The 18170-nt window shown below is 28.8% G+C and carries 16 protein-coding genes; 5 read left to right on the forward strand and 11 right to left on the reverse strand.

Translation table 11 applies throughout. The annotated features are described in order from the left end of the window. Positions 1-2 precede the first annotated feature (2 nt). The 3 genes from F3K33_RS18210 to F3K33_RS26990 form a co-directional block, all read right to left on the reverse strand. A complete protein-coding gene (locus F3K33_RS18210; RefSeq protein ID WP_039771675.1) occupies positions 3-5315 on the reverse strand; it encodes a condensation domain-containing protein in 5313 nt (1770 codons plus the stop codon). Between the two features lie 42 nt (positions 5316-5357). Continuing rightward, positions 5358-6146 carry a thioesterase II family protein gene (locus tag F3K33_RS18215; RefSeq protein WP_039771674.1) on the reverse strand — a complete coding sequence of 263 codons (789 nt, stop codon included), beginning with the start codon at positions 6144-6146 and terminating at the stop codon, positions 5358-5360. 232 nt (positions 6147-6378) lie between these two features. Continuing rightward, the gene (locus tag F3K33_RS26990) at positions 6379-6504 is read right to left on the reverse strand and encodes a hypothetical protein (protein WP_274596473.1); all 126 of its coding nucleotides are present in this window, start codon (positions 6502-6504) and stop codon (positions 6379-6381) included. A gap of 115 nt (positions 6505-6619) precedes the next feature. On the opposite strand from F3K33_RS26990, the gene F3K33_RS18220 reads away from it, so the two are divergent. The 3 genes from F3K33_RS18220 (at position 6620) to F3K33_RS18230 (ending at position 9805) form a co-directional block, all read left to right on the forward strand. Then, positions 6620-7615 (forward strand): helix-turn-helix domain-containing protein, encoded by a 996-nt coding sequence (locus F3K33_RS18220; protein WP_039771672.1) that lies wholly within the window; start codon positions 6620-6622, stop codon positions 7613-7615. Between the two features lie 261 nt (positions 7616-7876). After that, on the forward strand, positions 7877-8680 hold the full coding sequence (locus tag F3K33_RS18225) for an alpha/beta fold hydrolase (protein ID WP_039771670.1): 804 nt from the start codon (positions 7877-7879) through the stop codon (positions 8678-8680). Between the two features lie 264 nt (positions 8681-8944). Then, positions 8945-9805, forward strand: a complete 861-nt coding sequence (locus F3K33_RS18230; protein ID WP_039771668.1) for a fumarylacetoacetate hydrolase family protein — start codon at positions 8945-8947, stop codon at positions 9803-9805. Positions 9806-10228: 423 nt separating this feature from the next. Here F3K33_RS18230 and F3K33_RS18235 read toward each other — a convergent pair whose 3' ends face one another. The 5 genes from F3K33_RS18235 to F3K33_RS26845 form a co-directional block, all read right to left on the reverse strand. Beyond that, entirely contained in the window at positions 10229-10630 is a 402-nt protein-coding gene (locus F3K33_RS18235) for a hypothetical protein (RefSeq protein ID WP_039771667.1), read from the reverse strand. A gap of 151 nt (positions 10631-10781) precedes the next feature. Continuing rightward, complete coding sequence (locus F3K33_RS18240; protein ID WP_039771665.1) at positions 10782-11870, reverse strand: cell wall-binding protein; 1089 nt, start codon at positions 11868-11870, stop codon at positions 10782-10784. A gap of 400 nt (positions 11871-12270) precedes the next feature. Then, complete coding sequence (locus tag F3K33_RS18245; protein ID WP_039771661.1) at positions 12271-12453, reverse strand: hypothetical protein; 183 nt, start codon at positions 12451-12453, stop codon at positions 12271-12273. Between the two features lie 79 nt (positions 12454-12532). Next, complete coding sequence (locus F3K33_RS26840; RefSeq protein WP_241394326.1) at positions 12533-12781, reverse strand: hypothetical protein; 249 nt, start codon at positions 12779-12781, stop codon at positions 12533-12535. A 61-nt stretch (positions 12782-12842) separates the two neighbouring features. Then, positions 12843-12992, reverse strand: a complete 150-nt coding sequence (locus F3K33_RS26845; RefSeq protein WP_243141335.1) for a hypothetical protein — start codon at positions 12990-12992, stop codon at positions 12843-12845. 383 nt (positions 12993-13375) lie between these two features. Between F3K33_RS26845 and F3K33_RS26480 the strand changes: the two genes are divergently transcribed. Next, positions 13376-13537, forward strand: coding sequence for a hypothetical protein (locus F3K33_RS26480; RefSeq protein WP_167514425.1), 162 nt, complete (start codon positions 13376-13378; stop codon positions 13535-13537). Between the two features lie 79 nt (positions 13538-13616). On the opposite strand, the gene F3K33_RS18255 is transcribed toward F3K33_RS26480, so the two are convergent. The 3 genes from F3K33_RS18255 to F3K33_RS18265 all read right to left on the reverse strand — a co-directional run bounded on the left by F3K33_RS18255 (position 13617) and on the right by F3K33_RS18265 (position 16563). Further along, positions 13617-14504: an EFR1 family ferrodoxin gene (locus F3K33_RS18255; RefSeq protein ID WP_243141336.1), complete on the reverse strand. Its 888-nt coding sequence runs from the start codon at positions 14502-14504 to the stop codon at positions 13617-13619. Positions 14505-15198: 694 nt separating this feature from the next. Continuing rightward, positions 15199-15513, reverse strand: a complete 315-nt coding sequence (locus tag F3K33_RS18260; protein WP_017210393.1) for a hypothetical protein — start codon at positions 15511-15513, stop codon at positions 15199-15201. A gap of 156 nt (positions 15514-15669) precedes the next feature. Further along, positions 15670-16563, reverse strand: a complete 894-nt coding sequence (locus tag F3K33_RS18265; protein ID WP_039771659.1) for a LysR family transcriptional regulator — start codon at positions 16561-16563, stop codon at positions 15670-15672. A 294-nt stretch (positions 16564-16857) separates the two neighbouring features. Here F3K33_RS18265 and F3K33_RS18270 point away from each other — a divergent pair, with 294 nt between their 5' ends. Further along, on the forward strand, positions 16858-17418 hold the full coding sequence (locus F3K33_RS18270) for a nitroreductase family protein (RefSeq protein ID WP_023974128.1): 561 nt from the start codon (positions 16858-16860) through the stop codon (positions 17416-17418). Positions 17419-18170: the final 752 nt, after the last annotated feature.

Genomic DNA, 18170 nt, shown 5'->3' on the forward strand with positions numbered 1-18170 from the left:
AATTAAATATCAATAATAATATCTTCATCAACATCTCTACTTAAACTTGATTTGGATGAAACAGTCTGAACTTTTTGCATTATATTTAGTGCTAATTCATGAATTGTAGAACAATTATAAATATCCACTACAGAAAAATCACATTGGAACTCCCTACTAATTTCTTCACTAACTCTTATGCTATTTAAAGAATTTCCGCCAATATCGAAGAAATTATCCTTTCCAGAGATACTATTAACTTCTAGAATTTTAGAAAGTAAAGTAATCAGTTTTTCCTCAATAGATGTATCATAAACACGCTCCTCTATATTACACCTGCTTTGAATACACAAAATAATTTCATTAATTGTAGATACACTATATATATCTACCACGCTAAATTCACACTCACACGCCTTACTCAATTCTTCTGCTACGCGAATACTATTTAAAGAATTTCCACCAATATCAAAAAAATTGTCTTTTATGGATAAATCACTAATATCTAAAATTTTAGATAAAACTGACACCACTTTAGATTCAATTTCCTTATCGTTATATCCATGCACAACATCATAAATATCCGTCAAATAAGTCTCTACATGAGCCGGTTGTACTTTATCCATAAGTTTATTACATTCTTTTAACTTTTCAGAATCAGATTCAGATATCTGTGCAAAAATCATAAGAGGATTTTCATCTTTAAAATATCTATGGCTATGCAATAAATTTTTGTCTGGATTAATACCTACTAAAACTTGCTTACAATCTCTCGAAAGTATTGCTTCTAAGCTTGTAATACCATTAGATTCTTCAATCATGTGATATCCAGCATTTTCAGCCGCAAAACCTTCATTTGCACTTTCCCCTGCACTCATACCAGTATCCTTCCACTTGCTCCATGCAATTGAATGATATGAAACACTTGGATAAGTCTTACCAATTTCACACAAATAACGACTTGTTGCACTATATGCAGAATACAAAGAACCACCAAATAATGAAGTTATGCTTGAGAAAACAATCACATCTAGATTCTTTTTATTACTTGCGAATTTATAAATCTCATCAATCATGTTACAACGGAACTCGAACACTTTTTGCAAAGAATCTTTTGAATAATTTTTAATTTGAAAGTCTTTCATATTTTTTCTTCTTAACTCGGAAGGCGTTTCTCCTATCATATAGAAAATTCCATCTATTGATTCTCCACATTCCTCTAGTACGTCTTGAACTACACTTGAATTTTCTAAATTAATTTGTTTGAAGCTAAAATTTCCAATACGTTTAAAGTGTTCTACTTGTAATCTACGCTCAGGGGAGTTTTCAATATCTGTTTTTCCTATTGCAATTACATTACAGTTATATTGTTTTAATAAATATTTTGTTAAAATCTTACCAATGCCACCAAGTCCCCCAAAAAGAATATATGTGCCTCCACTTACAATAGGGCTCTTAATTATTGGAACATTTCTCATATCTTCTAAAGTAATCACAGATTGTTTTCTGTTTTTATAATCTTTTTCATAATATACTATTGAAAAATTTTCAACTGATTTTTCAATTGAAGCGAACTCATCTTGTAATAACTCATCAGATGGGTAAACTTCATCTTGTAGCTCTATTAATCGAATTTTTAAATTTGTATACTCATAAGGAACAGCAGCTAAAAATCCTTCTAACAAACTGCTTGTACCAATATTGCTCTTTTGATTCAAAACAATAAGACTATTTTCTTTTCTTCCACTTAATTTTGTTTCTAAAATATTAATAATTTTGCTACACATATTAGAAGCATTTATTGTAGCATCTTCAGAAATTGCATCATCTAAAAGTGAAACTATAATCTGATTGTTTAACGTCTTTACTTTATTAGTTAAGTGACTCTCTACTATTTCCTCTTTGTAGAACCAATTTGGAATTTGGTTTCTTTCAATTATAGATCTCAATTCTCCATTTAAGAACTGTTTAACTAAACGCTTCTTATCAATTTTACCAATTGCACTTCTTGGTATACTGTTTTCATCCACAGGAACCAGGTACTGGCAATTAAATCCAAGACTTTGAATTAAACATTCACTAATTTTACTTTTCATCTCATCTCTTATAGTCAAATCAGCTTCTCCATAGAATACTATAAATTCATCTGTATCCGAATTATCCATTCTTACACTTGAGCATGCTACTGACCCACTAGTAAGTCCATCAATTTTTTCTAGATTTTTCTCAATTTCCTGGCAACTAATATTTACACCATTAATGATTAATATTTCTTTTGCACGTCCTGTAATTACAACTTCTCCCTGTGTGATAATTCCCAAGTCTCCAGTATCAAACCAATTATCTCTAGTAAATGCTTTTTTATTCTCAGTTGGATTGTTATAATATCCTTGATTAATAGTCTCACCTGCCATTTGAAGTAAGCCTTCTGTTCCACATGGTAGAATTTCCAAATCGGGTGAAACAATTCTCGCTTTTACACCTGGATCTGGTGAACCAGTTCCAACGGTATTTTTATATAAAATTTCTCCAAATTTCTGAGAAAATAATACTCCTGAAGTAGTTTCAGTCATTCCCCATGCCGGAACCATTGAACTATACTTCAGTCCTTTATGCGACATAATATTTAGCCATTTGTCACAAGACTCGAAGTTAATAGCCTCCCCACCGTTAAAAATGTACTTTATATTAGAAAGATCAATATCAGAATCAAGAATCTCTTGCTTATATTTCATAAGAAGACTAAACGAAAAATTTGGTGCCCATGTTTGGGTTACTTTATATTCAGACATTAAATACAGCCAACTTGCAGGTTTACGTAAAATTTCACTTGTCTCAACATAAATTGGTTTATTTCTTGTAAACATATCAGACATATGAAACATAATAATTCCGCCAACATGCTCTAATGGCATCCAATTTAGTGCAGTATCTAACTCATTAAGTCCAAAGCGTTGGACTGCTCCAACTGTCCTTAAGATAATATTCCTATGACTAAGTGTAACCCCTTTAGGTAAACCAGTACTACCAGAAGTAAAAAGCATAAGGCTAACATCATTTTCTGAAAGCTGGGGTTTTTCAAAAATATTCTCATTAGATTTTAAAAGTGATGACGTTGTAAAAATACGCTCTGGATGTTCATGGATGCCGCTCTTTAGCATAGACTCTGCTTCATTTTCTCCTGCAATTACATATGTTTGTTCTGTAATTTGCAAAATATTCTTTACCTTAACACTTGCTGCATTATTTGCAGTATAATCTTGATTTTGTGGAACTGCTACAATAGAAACAATTGCTCCCATAAATGTTGCACCCCAATAAAATTTCAGACAATCTTCTAAGTTATTAATTTGAAGAATTATGATATCACCAACTTTAATTCCCAATGCCTGCAAGTTTCCCGCAACTATTTTCGCAGAATTAAATAATTCACCATAAGTAAAATATTTTCTAACATCACCAAATTGAATTGTTAAGATCTCACGTTGCTTTTCCTCTTCTGAAAGAGAATATAGAATATCAGATAGTATTTTAAACTCTGTATGTTGTAAATCACCGCCATCTAATAAAGATAAATCGTTACACTCAAATTTCTTTTTATCTTCTAGTGCTGATTTTTTTAAGACATTTGATACTAATTCACTTGAACTATAAGTTCTGCTAGAAACTTCTGGATTACGTGCGTAAAACTTCATATTTCTCACATTAACTTTTTGACTCAATATTTTCTTTATATCATATGATCTATTTGCAACATCTTCAGCCATTTCGTGCAAAATATCATCCTTAGCAAGTTTATATTGATGAATCGGAATAATTGTATCTAAGATTTCATCGGATAATATTGAAATTATATTATTTTTTATGTCCTGTTCTGCAACATAAAAAACAACAGCACATCCATTTAGTAATTTAATATTTACATCTAAAATATTTGGTTCTTGTTCCAATAATTTATTCTGTAATCCAATAGCTTCATCTAGATATTCCTCTTGAAATTCAACTGTATGTTGCTTTGCTAGATCAAAAATTTTTACATTAGTATTACATAGAAATGAATTCATAAGTGTTTTATATATATTGCTAAGTTTAACTATTCTATCATTAGAGAATAATGAGGTATTGTAACCGAAAGTAATTTTGTAATCATCAACTCTCTCATTTACTGTACAAATTAAATCAAATTCAACTTTATCTGAATCATTAATTATACCAGAGCAAATTTGTACATTTTCACTAATTTGACTAAATTTTGTACTAGATGAACTTGTTAATGTATCATTACGCATAGAAAACATAGTTTGATAAATTGGATTTTTATTAGTGACATGAGAATCTCTAAATAAGTCAACTACTTGATTAAATGGAATTTCTCCATGAATGATACCATTGATTGTATCTTCACAAATTTTTTTAGTTAAATCAACAAAAGTTAAATTATCATTAATAGATTCTTGAATTGGAATTGTATTGGCAAAATATCCAATAATCTTTTGAAATTCAGTTGTATTCCTATTAATATAAGGAATACCAATTGTTATATCATCTTGTTTGCAACAAATCATCAACGTTACAAAATAAATAGACAAGAAAAATGAGGAACTTGTAATTTGATTTTCTCGGCATAAATCTAATACCTTTAAATTTTCACTACAATAGATAGAAATTGAATTACCATCATGAGTATCTTCTGTCTTTGCAAAATAAGAATATGGTAAATTTAAAACTTTTTCAGATTTATTTAAATATTTTTCCCAATATTCCTTATCCTTTGAGTAATCATGCTTATTTTGATAAGATACAAAATCACCAAATTGACAATTAAGTCGTTCAGTTTTTGTGTTTTCATTCTTTTCAAATTGAAGATAGTATTTCTTAAATTCATTAATAAATACTCCGACTGACCAACCATCGAAATAAATATGATGTGTAGTAAAAATCACTTTGTAATTTTCTTCATCATATCTAAGAATGGACATTCTTAATGGAAATTCATTTATTAAATCAAACACCTTTTTCATGTCCTGTTGTGCAATACTTGTAACTTCTATTTCTTTCTCTAGGTAAGTTCCTGACAAATTTATCATTTTTATATCAGGTTCCATATCCTCAAAGACTGAACAACCCAAATTATCATTTTTATAATTAACTTTCATTCTCAATGTATCATGGCAATTAATTATAGTTCTAATTGTTTTATAAATTATTCCTAAATCTACTTCTCCCCTTAATGCGATATAAAATTGTAAATTATAACTTGTATCTGGATTCAAATTATACATATACCACATACGTTCCTGCTCTGCGGACATTGAATTCCATAGTGTTTCTCTCATAATTAGCTCATTTCCTTTCATTAAATTGCTTTATGTTTATTGTCAATCGATACTATCAATATTAAGTCTATAATCATTCACTTTACATGCTTTTAAAATTTCTTCTTCTATTAAGTTACAAACTTGGTCATATTTCGAAGTAATAAATAAATGATCTCCTTCAATATATTTAATTTGAAAATCTTTAGTAAAGAAACTCATTTTTTCAATTAATTGAGTGTTAAAAACCTTATCTGATATGCTTGCAAATGTATGAATTCCGCATGATAACTGTTTTTCATGACAATGATAGTAATTTTCAATCAACTGATAATCATTTCTTATTAGTGGGAAAAAAATCTTTTGATAAATTTCATTGTCTGCTTCAGGAATATCCGTTATATATTTCTTTAAGTAATATCTAAGTTCCTTATCATCTAACGTATGTACGGGTTTAGAACCACGATTTGCTGAAAATACAGACGAAGCAGACATATAAATCCACTTTGGCATTATCTCTCCATGCTCCTCTATAATTCTGGCTAATTCATATGTTATAACCCCCCCCATACTATGTCCAAAAATAAAATACGGTTTGTCAAATAGATCTGATATCTGCTTATAAATTTCAAATGCCAAATTTTTCACATCTGTATACTGCTTTTCAGACAATCGATTTTCACGACCAGGAAGTTGAATTGGGCAAACATCAATATCCTCTTTAAATATTGACTGCCATTTTCTATAAAGAGTTGCTCCTGATCCAGCATATGGTAAGCAAAATAACCTAGCCCTTGCCTTTGCCTTTGGAACATAGTAAGAAGCTAACCATTTATTTTTTAATGTGATCATTATAATTACTCCTTTTTAATAACTTATATCCTAATGTTTCTTTACAAAATACTATTAACGTATATTTTTAACTTCCCAGCATAAATTATCGCTTTTTTATATTTGAATGCCTCATCGAAAAATAATATTAATCATATCTTTTGGTTCTGAGATTTACCTTTCTCTAAGAATACAATTTTCCCACAATCATAAATAATGTTCATCAATTTATAACTTATTTTCAGTACAGCTCTTAGGCATTCATCACAATTTCCAATGGATTCACTTGCCTAACTGAAGCCTTATTTGATGCCACTGCACTTAAAAATAAAAGTGTAATAGCTAAAATTCCAAACATAGTTCTTTTCATAATTTCCATAATAACACTACCTTTCCACATATAATTATTTTTTACATAAACCAGCTTGTATGCACATTATTTTACAACTATAATTATAGTATAGTCAACGGACATTGATGTCCTACTTGGAGGAGTGATTATTATTACAGTTAGAAGTTTCGGTGATTTATTAATAAATTTAAGAACAAAAAATCACCTAACAAAAAAGGATTTAGCAACTTTTATAGGATATACTCCTAAACAGTTACATCGAATAGAAAAAAATGAATGTATTCCATCTATGGATCTAGTTATACAATTGTCTGAATTTTATAAAATAAATTTACTTCAATATTATAAAATACTCATTAATGATATTTGCCTAGATAGTTATATGCAATTTTCTAAATTAAGAAATGCGATTGAAAAAGCTGATTATTCATTAGTTGAAATATTATATCGAGAATATGAGCAACTACCATCATTTTCAACTGGAGAAAATTTAAAGTTAATATATTACGCCAAGGCTCTTTGTTGTTTAATTAATAAAAAATATGAAAAGTCTCTGAAATATTGTATTCAGGGCTTAGATTATAATAATATAGACGAGATTTTTATCAATATATCTTTAGAAAAAATTTATTCTCATACTACATATAATTTAATTTCTTGTATAGGTTACAGTTTTTATTTTTTAGGAGAAACTAAGAAATATGAAACTATCATGTTAACACTATATAACAATATTACTAATCACTTTTTTAGTGACTCATATATTGAATGCCTAAATTCTAAATTTATTTTCAGATTATATTCCACTATATTAAATAATTTATCAGACTTAAATATCAAAAAAAAAGAATACTCTATCGCTCTTGATTTTATTGAAAAAGCAATCAAATACTCAACTGAAAAAGGAAGTGGATTAGGAATATTAGACTCTTTTTACTTCACAAAATTTCAATGTCATTATTATCTAAAACAATTTAAAGAGGCTTCAAGATCATTAGATTATTGCTTAACACTTAGTATGATCTTCAAAAAAAAAATGGACGCACGCCATCGTATTACTTCTTTAAGGATTACATACCCAAATATAGTAGACTATTTAAAATTAGATGAATTATTAAAAAGACATAATTTATCTTAATCCTTAATAGTTGATAGTAATAAAAAAGAATTTTAGATTATTATTAAGTATACTTTTTACATCAATCCAAAGTAATTTATTGAAGACACATATTTATACATTCTAAGTTTCTGCACCTTCATTTAATTTTAACTTAATCAATTCATCATCAGTAATGAATTGTAGTTTTTTATATACAGAAATCAAATTCGAAATTACATATATGAACATATTTGGTGTTAAGCCAATATTATAGTATAAAAAAATGAGAGGAAATCTAGCATGAAATATTATAAATTTGGTAGCACAAAAAATCCAACTGTGTTTTTAATACATGGAACAGGTAGCCATTGGCAACTTAGCTTTGGGAACGTGATTAAAGAATTAACCGATGAATATCACATTATTTGTGTGGCTATGGATGGACATGACGAAAGTGATCCTACAGAAATGATTTCCATTAGTGATGAAACCCACAAACTAGAAGGCTATATTCAAAAGGAATATAACGGTAAAATATATGGTATCTATGGCTCCTCTATTGGAGGATCTATTGTAGGAAAATTGCTTGAAAGAGAAAATATCTGCATAGATTATGCTATAACAGGAAGTACAGATTTTGATCAAATGGCAAAATTTCCAGCAATGATTTTTTGTAAACTTATAATACCAATGGCCTACAAGTTTGCTAAAACAGGTAAAATAAGCAAACCTTTTGCACCGTTTGTGAAATTCAAAAAAATTGATAGATACTTAAATGAATTACACGATAAAATTTATAATAAAATAACATATGAAACTCTTTATACAGAGTTTTATACTGATTTAATCACGCCAATTGCTTTGGATATCATACCCAGAAAAACTCAAATTTATTGTATCTATGGAACTGAAGAAAATGAGAGGAAACTAGTAAAGCGATATCAACAACACTTCCCAAACTCTCAGATTATTGGAATTGTAGGACTCAATCATGAAGAATTATTATTCAAAGAACCAACAGAATGGGCTCATATGATAAAAACTTTATTAAAACATGAAGATTATGAGTATTATGGCGGTACTAAAAAAATACAAAAATCTTAATACTTTTCCTATGGCTGCTCATATCTAACTTTATAATAAGAAAAAGTTATATTTTACTATAGTTTATATAAATATGCCCATCTACTTGGCAATTGAACCATTTTTTAAGATTGAAAACATCCTAATAATCTGTTTTTTTATTCAACTGCAAAACCATTAACTTAAAAATTAATTATTATCGATTTTATATTATTTTAACTTTTATTTCAAATTTTGTATTTTTATATTATAATTATATATAATTTTGAAATGGGGATGAGATAAATGAAATTTATAAATTATAAGATTAATAATGAAATTCTTTTAGGAATAAAAACTAGTCGAGGCATTGTCGATGTAAAAAAACTAGCAAATAATAACACAAATATACCTACTACAATTGAAGAACTTATTAAAAGTGGAGAAAACAAATTAAAGTTATTATCAAATTTATTAGAAATATCAACTCCGACTATAGAAGAAGAAAATATTGAATATGCACCATGCGTACTAAGCCCTGAAAAAATACTCTGTGTAGGCGGAAACTATAAAGAACATGGTAAGGAATGTAAATTAGAACTTCCAATATACCCTCTCATATTTAGCAAATTTAATAATTCTCTCGCCGCCAATAAACAAATAATCCAACTTCCGAAAAATGCTGAAAAATTTGATTATGAGGCTGAATTAGTTATTATTATTGGTAAAGAAGCGTTTAATGTTGCGAAAGATGAGGCTCTTTCTTATGTTTTTGGGTATACTATCGGTAATGATTTAAGCGCACGTGATCTTCAACTTCGTACAAGTCAATGGTTGTTAGGCAAAACTTGTAATAATTTTGCGCCTATTGGACCATATTTAGTAACAGCCGATGAAATTGATGCTAACAATTTAGAAATTCGATGCGAAGTAAATGAAAAGGTATGTCAATTAGGAAATACTAAAAATATGATTTTTGATTGTGCAACAATAGTAAGCTATATCTCTCAATTCATGACATTAAAGCCTGGTGATCTAATTTTTACTGGAACACCGAGCGGTGTAATTGCAGGGCGTCCAAAAGATAAACAAAACTGGCTAAAATCAGGAGATAGAGTTGTTATCTCAATTGAAAATTTGGGTACTCTAATTAATATACTAAATTAGTGATCTAAATATATAATATTATTAATATATCTTCAAAAAATTGATTTTGTACTTACCCAAAGTACTTTTTACTATTACATAAGATAACAATTAAATTATAGAATTGTATTTTGCACTAATTTGAGGAATATTTCATAATAATAAAAAATTAACGGATAGACAAGTACAAACGGCCATTGTTAAAATTAATGTAGATTTTAACAATGCCGTTTATTTATCCAAATAATAATTAAAGTCTAAATTGTAGCTCATTTTTAATAAAGTTAATATAATTTATATTGCATATGGAATAACAGACTTTAGAAAAAGCATTGATGAGCTAATCGTGATTATACAATTGTCGCTAAAATCGAATTCGTTTATTAAATATCTCTTCGAATTCTAAGTCCTGTTAACAAAAAAATCTATATTATTTACTCAAGTTCATTTAAATTTCACTGTATTTTTTCTTCTTTCTAAAAATGTAACATCTACAAAAGCTAACCCAAAAGATAAACCCACTGCATGAGAAGCAGCATTAAGTATGTCTACATTAGGACTTTTAAAGATGTAATCAAAAGTGCAATTAAGTACAAAAAATGTTGCAAACATAATAACAAATTTATTTAATACTTTTCTAAGATAATCCCATTTCAGTTTTCTTGCATTAAATAAAGTGATTATAGGCACATACAATAACATAAATAGAGCAAGTACAGCATAGCCAATTACAAATTTTGAGGCCATACTATTATCTATGTTGCCATAAACAATGATACATGTAATTATTGTACATATAAAAAATATTGAATAAATAACTTTGGTAAAGAGTAATGTTTTACTCATATAATACACCCCAATACTCTATATTAAGACCCTTAATTTACTATAATGAATAAGTTATAGAACATTTCTGTAAAATCCACTTTTAATTTTTGCTTTAAAAATTATTATATAGTTTTACAAGCTTATTATTTGCTAGAGAATTCTACAATTTCTACTGAAGCTCTGGTTCATCTCCTACTATTTTATAGCTACGTTCTTCAACAACTGTTCCATCCGATTTCGTCTCTTTAAAAGTTATTACATCATATCCATCAGTGCTTTTACTTTGAGATGTTTCATAAATTAGCCTTACACCATTTTCAACACGCTCTTTTGTTCCTATCCAATAAGGACAGTGATTTAGAAATGAATCATTCTTCCCCAAATATACAAATAGTTTATTTTCTGCTGTAACATTAATATTAGGACGTTTCTTTTCAACATATTTTGAGCTCACATCAGCAGTTCTACCAATTTGTTTTAGGTATTCTTTAGCCTCTTTCTCTTTTGATTCTGCAAGCTGCGAATAGCTTTCCTGACCTTTTAAAACCTTGTCCCATAACTTCTCTGGAAACATCTGTTTTATAGAATTTTCACATTCTTCTCCATCTTCAGGTTCTTTATATTCGATTAACGAATAACCACCATTTGAATTTTCAGAAAATGTCATTACCGTAGGAATAGCTCCACTTCCACTGGTTTCTGTGAAAATTCCATTTTCAAAGCCAAAATAACCAAAACTTGAAATAGTGTAAACTTTCGCGATATTATCTTTTTCTTCAACATCTAAAACTATGTGCCCTTCTGTAGCCGCTTCTCCCCTTAGATAATTTGTCCCTCTACTTTTTATGGCTTTGCTTACAGCCTGGTCAATATTTTCAGTAGTGTTGTTATTGTCAACATCTGTTGAATTTACAATATTGCTTGATAAACTGTTTTCTTTTATTTGAATCCATGCTCCATCAGCATTTAATTCATAACCACCAACACTAGTATTTTTAGCCATTTCTCCATTATCATATAAATAATACCAATTGTTTTTATCTTTTACCCATCCTGTTTTCATATATCCGTTGCTATCAAAATAGTACCAGTTATTATTAATAAACTTCCATCCACTTGACCATGAGCTTCCTTCTGTATACCACCATCCGTTATTATCTTTTTTCCATTCAGCATCTGCACCTATTGGAAACATTGCTAAAACTCCAACTAATATCAATCCCTTAACAATTAATTTTTCTATACTTTTTCGACTCATTTTTTTACCCCATTCCCCTTATGATTGGCAATTTAAAATTTACAATTGCAACACTTTTTAAGTAACTTTTTGTTATTAGCATGATTAAGGTACTGAAACTTAATTAATCATTTTAATTTTTTTAATGGAAACAATGCAGGTATTATGATAGAAGTAATTATTGAGTAACTCATAATCTCCAAAGCATTTATTGAAAAGAATTTGTTATTTTTGAGAATATATATGCCAGAAACAAAGAATGCCATTTGTACAAAAAAGCTCCACCATGGTAGTTTACTTTTGTGAAAACAATGTGGACATGTGACACGTGTTGAGAAACGAGAGTCACCACCAACTTTTTTCGATAAAGTAATTGTTTTAAATTTACAATATGGGCATTTGAACATAAATTTCACCTCAATTACGTTAATATGTAATCTAATATGATATAAAATGTCTGATTTTGCCCACCAACTTTTATACTAACTAATTTACTAATACTTTCACTTCCATTTATGCTTGGTGTATATGCAGGTCTAAATAAAAATATAATAAGAGCTAATATAATTAAAGCGCTTACTCTTTGAATATTTTTCTTTTTCATATATTTTCTCCGTAACAATTTCTTATATTGCGTCAATTTGTACAAATTCACAATATAAAAAGAATTTAACCAAAAAATTTTATGTGTTAAAAAGAAGAAACATAGCAGCAAAATAAATTATTGGTGCTAAGCTAACTATAATTGCTTTATTATATAATTTTGATTTGAATAAAAGAAAAAATGATATCATTACTGATATTAATATGACTGCTGGAAGTGAAAAAGTGGATAGGAAAAATATCCATGTATATATGCTTTCCGTCGAACCTGGTGAATCAAATGCCATAGTTGAAACCATTGCTCCAAGCAAACTTAATGGAAATATCAAACAAAACATCATATTAATAATTATTGTTATAATCTTAATAATTATATTCCCATTCTTTTCTTTAATCTACTTCATTTAAAATATGACCTAGCTCTTTATCCATTTGTTTATTTCTACTTATAGATTTCCAAAGCTCTTTTACACCTTTAATCATTCCTATTACTATCACTACTACCACTGTGATACAAATAAACTTAATAAGTATTGACATAAAATTAATTGCTATAGAATTAATTTGAATACAGATCCCCCCAGTAGTTCAAAAAATATTCTCGTAACCCAATTCAAACAAGTATATTCCCAATTATAACATATATTACAAGTATTATATTATTCAATTTTCACAAAACACTATTTTTACTAATTATCTTGCATTCATATACCATTTTCTAATATGTCAGTTCCAAAGCCTTTTCTCAAATCTCTTATCTCTCTAAGTGGTGGCTTTCCATTTTCAAAGCCTTATAAATAAATCCAGAAGTTCCTCATCTGCTTTTTCCTACAAATGCTCCTAAATAAAGTTTCTTATTATTTATATTAAAAAGGCGCATCCTTGAGGATGAATCCATTGTTTCTATTGGTGATCCAGCAAAAATGGTCAAAGCTATGATTTACAGTGTAGACCAGCAAGATGCTCCAAAAAGAATTACTATCGGTAGTGATGCCTATGATTCAATTCATCAAGCACTATCTGATCGTCTTAAAGAACTTGAATCACAAAAAAGGCTTGCTTTTTCCACTGATTTTACTGTCTAAGTCCAAACTATACTGGTTTGGAATAGAAATATTAGTGCATTTTAAAATTCGCGGTAACTCATTGAGTTACCGCGAATTATTATATATCAAAAATCAATATCAATATATTTCTTATTAGATTTTTATAAGCAAATATCAAATCATATTTTAATCTTAATTTTTCAAAATATATCTCAGTTTTAATTCTTACTTTTCTATTTATTGCATCTATTAATTCTTTCAAACTAATACTAGGATTAGTATAACGTCCCCTGCTTTGTGTCTTATTCTTATAGTTAATAGCCTGCTTTGGGCACCATTGAACGCACGCCATACATTGTTCGCAATTGTGCTTAAAACTCGGCTTTTTGTTTTTCATTACTATGTTGGAAACAGGACAAACTGCCTCACATGTTCTACAGCCTGTGCAAGCATCGGAAACATTAAAACCTTTGTCTTTTCTGGCATATATTAATTTTTGACCAATAGCAGTCGATATATTAAGAGGCTCGTTCACCTTACCCACTGGCTGCTGTGTTTTAGCTACTATCTTTTGTACTAATGCAGGTATATTATCAGTAGCAATTTGATATTTCTCTGGATTTCTCTCGTTCATTTTATACATCGCGACATAATTTTCAACCATAATAATTTTCTCTGCAAAATTAAGTGTCACACCTTTTTTTGCTAAAATTTTGGCAGGGACAGTTAACGCAACACCACTTATATTGCCGCATCCAGTCACAGCAAAAAAATATGCGTTTTTACTTTTTTCAAGCGACATTTCCTTTATAAATTGTGTTACTCTTCGTGGCAAATTCAAGGCATATGTAGGATATACAAAACCGATATAATCATACACTTCATTGCTGTCATGTTCACCTTTACCCATGGATACCAACTTGCAATCCGGTAATGCCTCAGCTATTTTTTTAGCTACCTGTAAGTTGTTTCCTGTTCCTGTAAAATAATAAATAACACTTTTCAATTTCAATTACCTCCTTATTTGTTATAATCAATATGATCCATATAATTATTTTGTATAGTTATTATCAAAAATCACTATTATTAGCTATTCCTTGAAGGAGCTTTCATATTCTCCTCACTTAATTTATCCATTGTCATATCATATTTTTTATTTATCTTAGATATAAACCTTTTAATGGTTGCTTCATTTTAAACAAAAAATCATGTCCAATCACCCAAACTATGTCCAATATAGTTATGGCTAATCGTAATTACTTGCTCAAACTCTGTTAAAGTTCTGATCAAGCATTACAAGTTACATTAATATATTTCTGTAACTTATGATGTCAATATACCACACTCCACCATAAATTACAATGTACTAAATATGTAACTTGTTATAAATTTTATACTAGGAATGTTTTTCTTCTTTAAAGTTTAACCATTCTTTTATAAAGTATAGTCAAAGTATTAGACTGCAAATAAATAAAGTCCTCAACAATTCTTCTCAGAAAGTCAAGGACTAAAAATTTTAACTCATCATATTTGGGTTTTAGATTCATTTATCTTGTACTATAATCTCTTTGATACTATTTATCCCGTATTTTATACTTTTTCTATTGGACTCAACATCGTAAAAGCACCTGCATTTACTGTCCAATCACTATCATTAATATCTCCAATACTTCCTTCGTTGCACTCTTTTTCAAAACTGATTAACTATAGCTATGAAACTCAAATCCATCTTCTGGTTCCCCTATTTCAAAACCTAATGTTGCTGAAGCCTTTTTCTTAAATAATTCAAACCATTTATCCCATTCTTCTTGTTGCATTTCGGCATAAAATTGCAAACCACTAGGTTCAACTGAAGCATTAATCCTTCTTTTGTCATTATCTTGTGCATACCAATGAGGAATTCCATCAATAAAACCACTCCATCCCGGCATTTCAGAATATAATTCAGCTAATTTATCCCATATATAATCTGGTGATGAGTAATGAATATTCAAATTATGATTGTGTATTTCCATAAGTAATTCTCCTCCACCTTAACATTGCAATCTAATCATTACTAGCCTAATTTGGAGCCACTACAGCACATCCAATTATATGAATAATTAGAAATTGTATTTTATTTATGACATGGTTACCTTAAGTCTAGTAACTATACTTTAATGCAAATCTTATTAAATATTAATTTTTGAGGAGGCTTCGATAACAAAATCTTTAAATATTTTAGCTGAAGGAGTCATATATCCATTCTTCAACCATCCCATATGCACAGTTCTATAGCAGTTGGGTTCTTTTATTTTTAATACTGATACTTCTTCTGTTATTAAATTTGGGGTGTTAGGAACTATAGAAATACCAAGACCTGCACTAACAAAACCTGTTACCACCATACTGCTTTCATTATATTCTATAGATGTTTTTGGAACAAAACCAATGCTTTCGAAAATAGAACACATTTTTCCTTTGATTCCTTCTGAAAAAAACACAAACGATTCTTCTTTTAAGCCTTTTAGAAATACTTCTGTTTTATCAGCAAGATGATGATTTTTAGGGACTATGAGAACAAGCTCCTCATTTTTTATAGGAACTGACTCTATTTCTTCATACCTTTTAATATCTTCAAATTCATCATAAAAACCAAAATCAAACTTACCATCCTTAAGGCCTTTTAAAATATTAAAAGTTGATTGAATCCCAAATTCAAATTTTGTATTTGGACTTTCCTTCAAAAATTCACTTATAATCGAAGGAATAAAATGTGTTCCAATAGTGTAAAGTGAAGACATGGAAACTGTGCCTGCCATAGGATTAATTATATCCTGTAATTCCTGAATTCCTTTACTAATCTCATTTATTGCAGCGTTAGCATGTATTAAAAACATACTGCCAAAACGAGTTAATTTTATATTGCGGCCATTTTTTTCAAATAATGGTACATTTAGCTCTTCTTCTAATTTTGAAATAGCTTTACTCAAAGCTGGCTGTGTTACGGAAAGCAAATTAGCTGCTGATGTGAAATTCTGTGTTTCCGCTACAGTTTTAAAATATTCTAATTGCTGCCAGTTCATAAATGCACTCCTTAATTTATAATATTTTAAGTTATAAAGCATTAATAATAATCTATAACTTTTAGTTATTGATTCAATGAAAAATATTAATTAGACATATGATATACATATTGATATCATTATATTACTTTATAAATTACATTTAAATTTTGATAGATTAATTATAAATTTAATTTATGTATTAGTCAAAGGTGATGATGTTTTTTTATTAAGCAAAAATCTTATATATTTATTACCATTTAGTAAATATAAAGATTAAATTAAAATGTCTTTTAAATTGAAAGGAGAAAAACTATGAATGAAATAATTCAAAATATCTTCACAAGAAGAAGTATAAGAACTTATAAAGAAGATCAAATTTCTGATGCGGACTTAAATACTGTTTTAGAGGCTGCCCAATTTGCTCCAACAGCTATGGGCAAACAAGGCTGGCATTTCACAGCAGTTCAAAATAAAGAAAAGATTGAAAAGCTAATTTCTGCAATAAAAGAAGCTATGTTAAAGTCGTCTATAGAACAATATAGAAAAATGGGTGAAAATCCTAATTTTAATCCATTTTATAATGCACCTACAATAGTCATTACGGCTTATGATAAAACTTTACCTACAAAGGAATCTGATTGTGCTGCTGCACTTCAAAACATGCTTTTAGCTGCTCATTCACTTAATATTGGATCTTGCTGGATTCATATATTAGCTATTACTGGAGAAGATCCTAATGTTAAAAGCGTACTTACAGAACTAGGTGTTCCTGAAGATTATGCAGTGTTTGGTACTGCTGTTTTGGGTTATAACAGTAAAGAAGAACCTAAAGCAGCACCTAGAAAAGAAGGAACTTTTAATATAGTAAAATAAAACTCTAATCTGGTTTCCTTGATAGTATCCTATGGTAATGTAAACTCCCAGCTAAATGTAGAAACCAGAATCAATAGATACTCTTCCGCCAGAAATGGCGGTTTCTTTTTTGTATTCTCAATTCATGCAAAGTCATTTTTGAAAATAAAAATAGATGAGCCCACTAACTACGGACCGTATCTCCAAATAACTACGAATATCTTAATGCGTTGATACAATAATTTACTTTTTTCATAATATCAATGCTAATTAAATTCACAAACTGTTTCCACTATCATAATCCCTATACCAATAAAATGTAATGCAAAGACAGTGCGCCACCTACGTTTATTGAAAAAATAACCATTGCTATCAATCCAAACTTTATAATAAAATTACAGAGCCATCTGCTTTTTACAAAAGTCTTTTCTCTTTTTAATTCAATTTTTATTTCACCCCTAATCATTTAACAAATGCATTCCATAATTTTATTACTATATTAAAATTTTTCTCTACTAATATTTAAGACGTATTTTCCTATCTTAAACCACATAAAAATCGAACTTTTTAACCAAACAACCTTCAAACCCGCATTATTCCAGCATATTCTTCAGAATATTAGAATATCAGAATATTTACTAAATGTTTTTGAGCTTGTTTTAAATATCTCTCTAAATTTTACAAAGCCTTATGAAAATTCTTGCGCCCTATTGCTTAGTACATTCATAAAAATAAAGAAAAGGAATACCCAAAGCTCTTATTGCTCTAAGTAT

It is taken from the genome of Clostridium beijerinckii (genome assembly GCF_008705175.1).
GTDB classification, from domain to species: Bacteria; Bacillota; Clostridia; order Clostridiales; family Clostridiaceae; genus Clostridium; species Clostridium beijerinckii.